7 protein-coding genes are annotated in these 8,321 nt (G+C 72.9%); all 7 read left to right on the top strand.

Annotated features, from left to right (window positions below; genetic code table 11):
- A partial coding sequence (locus AQJ67_RS28460) for an N-6 DNA methylase (RefSeq protein WP_062722171.1) occupies window positions 1-1,641 on the top strand: 1,641 nt, incomplete at its 5' end.
- 110 nt (window positions 1,642-1,751) lie between these two features.
- Complete coding sequence (locus AQJ67_RS28455) at window positions 1,752-2,546, top strand: hypothetical protein (RefSeq protein WP_341846170.1); 795 nt, start codon at window positions 1,752-1,754, stop codon at window positions 2,544-2,546.
- 38 nt (window positions 2,547-2,584) lie between these two features.
- The gene (locus AQJ67_RS28450) at window positions 2,585-4,078 is read left to right on the top strand and encodes a serine/threonine-protein kinase (protein WP_279616910.1); all 1,494 of its coding nucleotides are present in this window, start codon (window positions 2,585-2,587) and stop codon (window positions 4,076-4,078) included.
- A gap of 122 nt (window positions 4,079-4,200) precedes the next feature.
- Window positions 4,201-5,031 (top strand): glycoside hydrolase domain-containing protein, encoded by an 831-nt coding sequence (locus AQJ67_RS28445; protein ID WP_062722168.1) that lies wholly within the window; start codon window positions 4,201-4,203, stop codon window positions 5,029-5,031.
- Window positions 5,032-5,171: 140 nt separating this feature from the next.
- A complete protein-coding gene (locus AQJ67_RS28440; RefSeq protein ID WP_062722167.1) occupies window positions 5,172-5,810 on the top strand; it encodes a SurA N-terminal domain-containing protein in 639 nt (212 codons plus the stop codon).
- Window positions 5,811-5,921: 111 nt separating this feature from the next.
- Window positions 5,922-6,932, top strand: coding sequence for a nucleoside triphosphate pyrophosphohydrolase (locus tag AQJ67_RS28435; protein ID WP_062722442.1), 1,011 nt, complete (start codon window positions 5,922-5,924; stop codon window positions 6,930-6,932).
- Window positions 6,929-8,254 carry a cytochrome P450 family protein gene (locus AQJ67_RS28430; RefSeq protein WP_062722166.1) on the top strand — a complete coding sequence of 442 codons (1,326 nt, stop codon included), beginning with the start codon at window positions 6,929-6,931 and terminating at the stop codon, window positions 8,252-8,254. Before AQJ67_RS28435 ends, AQJ67_RS28430 begins: the two co-directional genes overlap by 4 nt.
- The last annotated feature ends 67 nt before the right edge of the window (window positions 8,255-8,321 follow it).

Here is an 8,321-nt window from a genome sequence, read left to right as displayed (position 1 = left end):
ACCCCCACCACCCCCGCCGTCCGCCTCCCCACCGGCCCGGAACTCCTCCCCTCCGCCCCCCTCCTGCGCGGCACCGCCGAACTCGCGGCCGAGCTGGGGGCCCGCCAGACGTTCGAGTTCCTGCTCAGCCGGCACCTGGACGCCAACCCGCGCCAGTACACGCTCACCCCGGCCGAACTCGCCGGACTCATGGCAGACCTGGCCGGTCCCGCCCGTACCGTCCTCGACCCGGCCTGCGGCACCGGCGCCCTGCTGCGCGCCGTCGCCCCCCGCCCCGACCAGGAGCTGTACGCCCAGGACAGTGCCCCCGAACTCGCCGCGCTCACCGCGCTGCGACTCGCCCTCCAGACGAGGACCGCCGTACGCGGCGCCATCGGGGACACCCTGCGCGCCGACGCCCACCCCGAGCTGCACGCCGACGCCGTGCTGTGCCACCCGCCGTTCAACGAGCGCAACTGGGGCCACGACGAACTCGCCTACGACCCCCGCTGGGAGTACGGCTTCCCCGCCCGCACCGAGTCCGAGCTGGCCTGGGTGCAGCACGCGCTGGCCCGCCTCAAGGACGGCGGCACCGCGGTCCTGCTGATGCCGCCCGCCGCCGCCTCCCGCCGCTCCGGCCGCCGTATCCGCGCCGACCTGCTGCGGCGCGGTGCGCTGCGTGCCGTGATCGCGCTGCCGGTCGGGGCGGCACCGCCGTACAACATCCCGCTCCACCTGTGGGTGCTGCGCCGGCCCGACCGGGCGGCGGGGCAGCCCGAGGTGCTGCTGGCCGACGTCGGGCAGTACGCCGGGGAGGCGCGGGGCGGGCCGGACTGGCAGGCGGTGCGGGACGCCGTGCTCGACGCCTGGCGCGTCCACGAGCGCACCGGTTCGCTCGACGAACGTCCGGGCCTGGCCCGCTCGTTGCCCGTCATCGACCTCCTCGACGACGACGTGGACCTGGCCCCCGCCCGCCATCTCCCGCCTCCCGCGGCGGCCGACGGAGTCGAGCAGCTCACAGCCGTGCGCGAGCGGCTCGGGGAGACGCTGCGCCTGACCGCCGACCTCACCCCGCCGCCCGCCGACGCCCACCTGCCCGCCCCGCGCTGGCCGCTCACCACCATCGGCGAACTCGCGCGCGGCGGCGCCCTGGTGATGCGGACCGGCGGAAACGGCGGCCACGCGCGCGTGCCCGTGCTCACCGACAACGACGTCCTCTCCGGAACGGCTCCCTCCGGGACGTTGCCCGAGAGCGACGAGGAAGCGGTGCTGACCGAGCCGGGCGATGTCGTCGTGCCGGTGCTCGGCGGCGGCTCCATCACGCGCGTGATCGACGACGCGACCGCGGGCGCCGCCCTGGGGCGCAACCTCGTGCTCCTGCGCCCCGACCCCTCGGCGCTCGACGCCTGGTTCCTCGCCGGCTTCCTGCGCGGCACCGCCAACAACCGCCAGGCCAGCAGCTACGCCTCCACCGCCACCCGCCTCGACGTGCGCCGGCTCCAGTTGCCCCGGCTCCCGTTCGACGAACAGCGTCGCTACGGCGCCCGCTTCCGGGCCCTCGACGAGTTCGAGCGGGTGCTGCGGCACGCGGGCCGGCTGGGGGAGCAGCTAGTGCGGGGCATGTACGACGGGCTGACGGACGGGACGGTCGCGCCCGACTGAGCGGTGCGCCGGCCGGCGCCCGTGCGGAAGCCGGGCCTCCGCCCGACCTGCGCCGTCCTGCGAAGTGATCAGCACGACAACGGTTCGGTACAACCGGTGACCGTTTGTCGGTGTCGACCTATACGCTCGAAGCGACCGTCGCACGACCGCACTTCAGCCATCCGCACTTCAGCCATCCGTACTTCAGCCATCGATCAGGAGCAGCCATGCAAGGCCACGGCTACACGCAGCCGGTGAAGCAGCCGCCGCCCACCGGGTGGCTGGTCTTCCTGCGCGTGTTCTTCGTCGTGATCTCCGTGCTGAGCTTCGGCCTGCTGACGTGGACGATGATGCTGCGCCTGGCCATCGTGACCCGCAAGCCGCTCGACTGGGTCCTGTTCGCGGCGTCGATCGTGGTGGAGTTCGGCGGCCTGATCATGATGGGAATGGAGCCGGGGGACGAGATCCACACCGCGGGCGGCTGGACGGGCCTCGCTCTCGTCCTCGGCGGCATCGTCGCCGCCATCGCGTACTACCTCTCCGCGGACATACGCCACTTCCACCCGCTCCGCTACCCCGGCTACGGCCCACAGCGGCCCCCGGTCGCGGCCCCGGCGTACGGCTACCCGCAGCCCCCGTCGCCGTACACGACCACGACCGCCCCGCAGACGCCCCCGCCGCCCCGGACCCCGGCACCGCACACGCCGATACCGAGCACCCCGATACCGAGCACCCCGGCGCCCCGCGACGCCGCCCCCCACACCCCCGCCCCCCGCACTCCCGCCCCCCACACCCCCGTACCGCCACCCCCGCAGCGCCCCGCGCCCGCGCGGATCGACCAGGTGCGTGCCGAGCTCGACGAGCTCAGTGACTATCTGCGCCAGCACGACGGCCGGCAGGACGGCAACCACGAGGGCGGAAGGTGACCGTGGCGACAGGACGTGTCGTCGCCGGCCGCTATGAACTGTCCACGCTCATCGGACAGGGCGGCATGGGACAGGTGTGGACGGCCTACGACCAGCGGCTCGACCGGCGCGTGGCGGTGAAGCTGCTGCGCCCCGACAAGGTGGCCGGGCAGGAGGCGGACGAGCTGCGCCGCCGGTTCGTGCGCGAGTGCCGGGTGACCGCGCAGGTCGACCACCCCGGGCTGGTCACCGTGCACGACGCGGGCAGCGAGGGCGAGGAGCTGTTCCTCGTCATGCAGTACGTCGACGGCGCCGACCTCTCCGACCATCTCGCCGAGCACGACCCGTACCCCTGGCAGTGGGCCGTCGCCGTCGCCGCGCAACTGTGCGCCGTGCTCAGCGCCGTACACGCCGTGCCGATCGTCCACCGCGACCTCAAGCCGCGCAACGTGATGGTGAAGCAGGACGGCACGGTCACCGTCCTCGACCTCGGCGTCGCCTCCGTCATGGACGCCGACACCACCCGCCTCACCCACACCGGCACCCCCATCGGCTCGCCCGCCTACATGGCCCCCGAGCAGGCGATGGGCGGCGCGGTCGGCCCGTACACCGACCTGTACGCACTCGGCGTGCTGCTGCACGAACTCCTCAGCGGGGACGTGCCGTTCTCGGGATCCACGGCGCTAGGCGTGCTGCACCGGCACCTGTACGAGCCGCCGCTGCCCGTGCGCCGTATCCGCCCCGAGGTCCCCGAGCCACTCGAAGCCCTGGTCCTGCGCCTGCTCACGAAGGACCCGCAGCACCGGCCCGCCTCCGCGCAGGAGGTCTACGAGGATCTGGCGGAGCTGCTGCCCGCGCGCGGGACGCCCACCGGATCGCCGCTGGACCCCACCCGCCCCTTCCTGCGCCCGCACGCCCCCTGGCCGGACCGCGCCCGCACCCCCGCGCCCCAGCCCGCCCCGGTCACGCCCGTCCCCGAGAAGGCCGAGAAGCCGGACGTCGCGCGCGCCGTCGACGAGGTCAAGCGCCTCCTCGGCGAGGGCCGTATCACCCAGGCCGTCGACATCCTCGGCGCGATCCTGCCGGCCGCCGCCGAACAGCACGGCGAGCACTCCCCGGTGGTCCGCACCCTGCGCAAGCAGTACGCCGCCACCCTCATGGACGACGGCCAGTACCGGCGCGCGCTGCCCGAACTGCGCCGCCTCGCCGACGAACGCGCCGCCGAGGCCGGCCAGGCCGACCCCCAGTCCCTGCGCTTCCGCTTCGACGCCGCCCAGTGCCTGGAACAGCTCGGCGAACCGGCGGCCGCGCTCGCCGAGTACCGCGCGCTGCTGCCGTACTACGAGAACCAGTACGTCTCCGGCGACCCCCAGCTCGCCCACGACGTGCGCCGCCGCATCGGCCACCTCCTGCTCGCCCTCGGCGACCGCCCCGCCGCCCACGACACCCTGGCCCGGCTGCTGGTCGACGTGGAGCGCCTGCACGGCCCGGGCCACCCGCTCGCCGCGGAGGTACGGCGGACGCTCCAGTGGCTGGGGCAGGTGCGCGGCTAGTTTTTGCCGTGGGTTGAGGGATCTTTGTGCCCCGCGCGGGTTCGCGTTTCCCGAACACAGGACGAACACCGGCTACGTTGCGAGCGCTTTCCAGTCACGCGAACCATGGGGTGGGTCCACGCATGTCCAGTCATCGTCAGTCGAAGCGCCGCAGATACCTCGCCTGGGCCGTCGCCGGAGCCGCCGTCGTCGCCGGAGCCGGTATCGCCGCGCAGACCTCCATGGCCGCGACGGCCTGGCCCGCCCAGCGCACCTACACCGGCCGCGCCTTCGACACCTGCGCCGCCCCCTCCCTCTCCGCGATGAAGGCCTGGCACGGCAACGGCTTCTACGGAGCCGCCGCCGTCTACATCGGCGGCCGCAACCGCGGCTGCGCCCAGCCCAACCTCACCGCCTCCTGGGTGAAGTCGGTCAGCGGCGTCGGCTGGAAACTCATCCCGCTCTACGTCGGCGCCCAGCCGCCCTGCCAGACGGGCTCCAACCCCGAGAAGATCACCGCCTCCACCGCCGCCTCCCTCGGCACGAAGGACGCCGCCGACGCCGTGGCCAAGGCCTCCGCGCTCGGCATGAAGGCCGGCAGCCCGGTCTACCTCGACATGGAGTCGTACGACATCACGAACAAGGCGTGCAACGACGCCGTCCTCACCTATGTGCGCGCCTTCGACAAGGCCCTGCGCGCCAAGACGTACCGCAGCGGCTACTACGGCTTCACCAGCTCCAGCGCGAAGGCCGTCGCCAACGCCACCGACAAGACGGACCTGCCGGGCAACCTCTGGTACGCGCTGTGGGACAAGCAGAACACCACGACCGCGGACTGGCCGTTCGGCAAGACGCAGTTCACGAACCACAGCCGTGGCCACCAGTACATGGTCAACAGCAAGGAGACGCGGGGCGGCTACACGATCACCGTGGACCGGGACGCCTGGGACGGCCCGGTGGCGATCACGGGCTGACCCCCGCTTGGCGGGTGCGGCGGTGCCCGAACTCCTGGCGAATCGTTGGTCGAATGGGTTGGCCAGAGCTTGCCCACTGCCTACCATCGATCACCGCAAGACTTTGTGCACCGCCGCACAAGCTTCCTCGGGAGGTCTCCTTGCACCGCCGCCGTCGTACCGCGCTCCTCCTCTCCGCCGCGATCGTCGCGGCGCCTCTGCTCACCGCCTGCGGAAACGATGCGCATCCTGGCGCGGCGGCCGTCGTCGGCGGCCAGCGGATCACCGTCGCGCAGCTGGAGAACCGGGTCGGCGAGGTCCGCGCGGCACAGCGCGCCGCCGTACCGGACGACGCCCAGTACGCGCAGGTCATCGCCAAGTCCGGCACCCTCCCGCGCGACGTCCTGCACACCATGGTCCTCGACCAGGTGCTGCACCGCGCCGCCCAGGACGCGGGCGTGACCGTCACCCGCAAGGAGCTCCAGCGGATGCGCGGCGGCCTGGAGGAGCAGGTCGGCGGCGCCAAGGCGCTGGAGACGGCCTGGCTCCAGCAGTACGGCATCCCGCCGCAGCGCCTCGACGAGAACCTCCGCCTCCAGCTGGAGGCCCAGAAGCTCGCCACCTCGCTGGGCACCGACACCGGCAAGCCCGCTTTCTGGAACGCCCTGAGCGAGGCGTCCAAGAAGCTCGACATCGACCTCAACCCCCGCTACGGCACCTGGGACGTCCAGAAGAGCGGCCGGGCGGACGCGAAGACGCCGTGGGTGCGCGAGGTGACGGCGGAGCAGCAGCCGGCATAGCGGTACGGCGCGCGGCCGTACGGCACAGCGGTACCGCGTGGCCATGGGGCGTAGCCGTCCTGCCTGTGGATAACTCGTGGGGCTGTCGGCGACGTGGGTTACGTTCGGATCGTGAACGCAACCAGTCCCGAAGCCGCCGCCCCCGGCCGCATCGTCCTGCTCACCACCAGCCACCGCGTCGCGCCCGGCCTGCTGTCCTGGCCGGCCTGGCAGGCGCTGCACGCGGCAGACCGTGTGCTGTGCGCGGACGGCGCGCATCCGCAGCTGCCGTATCTGCGTGAGGCCGGGATAGCGGTCGACGAGGCCGCCCCGACCGCCGAGCAGCTGATCGACGCGTGCGCCGGCGGCCGCACGGCCGTGGTCGTGGCCACCGGCGAGGGCGAGTCGGCCCTCACCGACGGTCTCGCCCGCCTCGCGGGCACCGGTCGGGTGCGCATGCCCGAGCTGGAGCTGCTCCCCGCCTCCTACGACCTGCCCGGCGCCCGCCTCCTCGACCTCGTGCAGGTCATGGACCGGATCCGCGTCGAGTGCCCGTGGTCCTCCCAGCAGACCCACAAGGGCCTGGCGAAGTACGGCATCGAGGAGGCCTACGAACTCGTCGAGGCCATCGAGGACGGCGACCGCGACGAGCTCCGCGAGGAACTGGGCGACGTTCTGCTGCAGGTCGTCTTCCACGCCCGTATCGCGGAGGAAGGCCGCGCCGAGGACGGGGCCGCCCCCTTCTCCATCGACGACGTGGCCGGCGGCATCGTCACCAAGCTCATCCACCGCCACCCCCATGTCTTCGGCGACGAGACGGCGACCACCCCCGAGGAGGTCAAGGAGCACTGGCTGCGCACGAAGGCGGTCGAGAAGCGGCGGGAGTCGGTGACGGAGGGCATCCCCCTCGGCCAGCCGGGCCTCGCCCTCGCGGCGAAGCTGGCATCCCGGGTCAGAACGGCGGGCCTGGAGGTCCCCCTGCCGACCGGCGAGGGCCTCGGTTACGAGCTGCTCGCCCTGGCGGTGCGCGCGGAGGCGGCCGGGGTGGACCCGGAGGCGGCCCTACGCGTCGCGGCCCGCGCCTACCGGGATGCCGTACGGGCCGCCGAGGGTCTGACACCGCCGGATACCGTCGAGGAGTGACAGACCAGCCCAGCCCCACCGGTGCCCCGGCCGGGGGCACCCCGCCCACCGCCCCCGCCCCCACCGGCGACACCCCGGCACCCCCCGACCTCTTCACCTGGGAGTTCGCCACCGACCCCTACCCCGCCTACGCCTGGCTGCGCGAGCACGCGCCCGTGCACAAGACGCGGCTCCCCAGCGGGGTGGAGGCCTGGCTGGTCACGCGTTACGCCGATGCCAAGCAGACGCTCGCCGACAACCGGCTGTCCAAGAACCCGGCCCACCACGACGAGCCCGCGCACGCCAAGGGCAAGACCGGGATCCCGGGGGAGCGCAAGGCCGAGCTGATGACGCATCTGCTCAACATCGACCCGCCGGACCACACGAGGCTGCGCAGGCTCGTCTCCAAGGCGTTCACGCCCCGCAGGGTCGCCGAGTTCGCGCCCCGGGTGCAGGAGCTCACCGACCAGCTCATCGACCGGTTCGCCACCGAGGGAAGCGCCGACCTGATCCACGAGTTCGCCTTCCCGCTCCCCATTCACGCCATCTGCGACCTGCTCGGCGTCCCCCGCGAGGACCAGGACGACTTCCGTGACTGGGCGGGCATGATGATCCGGCACCAGGGCGGCCCCAGGGGCGGGGTCGCCCGGTCCGTGAAGAAGATGCGGGGCTATCTCGCCGAGCTGATCCACCGCAAGCGCGAGGCACTCCCGGACACCCCCGCCCCCGGCGAGGACCTCATCTCCGGCCTCATCCGCGCCTCCGACCACGGTGAGCACCTCACCGAGAACGAGGCCGCGGCCATGGCCTTCATCCTGCTGTTCGCCGGCTTCGAGACGACCGTCAACCTCATCGGCAACGGCACCTACGCCCTGCTCACCCACCCCGAGCAACGCGCCCGCCTGCAGACGTCCTTGGCGGCGAAGGAGACCGGCCTCCTCGAAACCGGCGTGGAGGAACTCCTCCGCTACGACGGCCCCGTGGAACTCGCCACCTGGCGCTTCGCCACCGAGCCGCTCACCCTCGGCGGACAGCACATCGCACCCGGCGATCCCGTCCTCGTCGTCCTGGCCGCCGCCGACCGGGACCCGGCACGGTTCGCCGACCCCGACGTCCTCGACCTCTCCCGCCGCGACAACCAGCACCTCGGCTACGGCCACGGCATCCACTACTGCCTCGGCGCCCCGCTCGCCCGCCTGGAGGGCCAGACCGCCCTGGGCACGCTCCTCACCCGTCTCCCGGACCTCCGACTCGCCGTGGAGCCAGGCGAGTTGAGATGGCGCGGCGGCCTCATCATGCGAGGGCTGCGGACACTTCCGGTGGAGTTCACCCCAGTTGGGTGAGCCGTCCTCCTGGGCAAACGTGACACGCGCTCAAGTCTGTGATCTTCACGTGATCTACCCGGCATTA

Origin of the sequence: Streptomyces caeruleatus (assembly GCF_001514235.1) — a bacterium.
Taxonomy (GTDB): Bacteria; Actinomycetota; Actinomycetes; order Streptomycetales; family Streptomycetaceae; genus Streptomyces; species Streptomyces caeruleatus.
This window is presented reverse-complemented; position numbering and strand designations above follow the sequence as displayed.

Excerpts from the sequence above, each read along its gene's own strand:
- AQJ67_RS28445 (WP_062722168.1), top strand. The coding sequence starts at position 4,201 with ATGTCCAGTCATCGTCAGTCGAAGCGCCGCAGATACCTCGCCTGGGCC.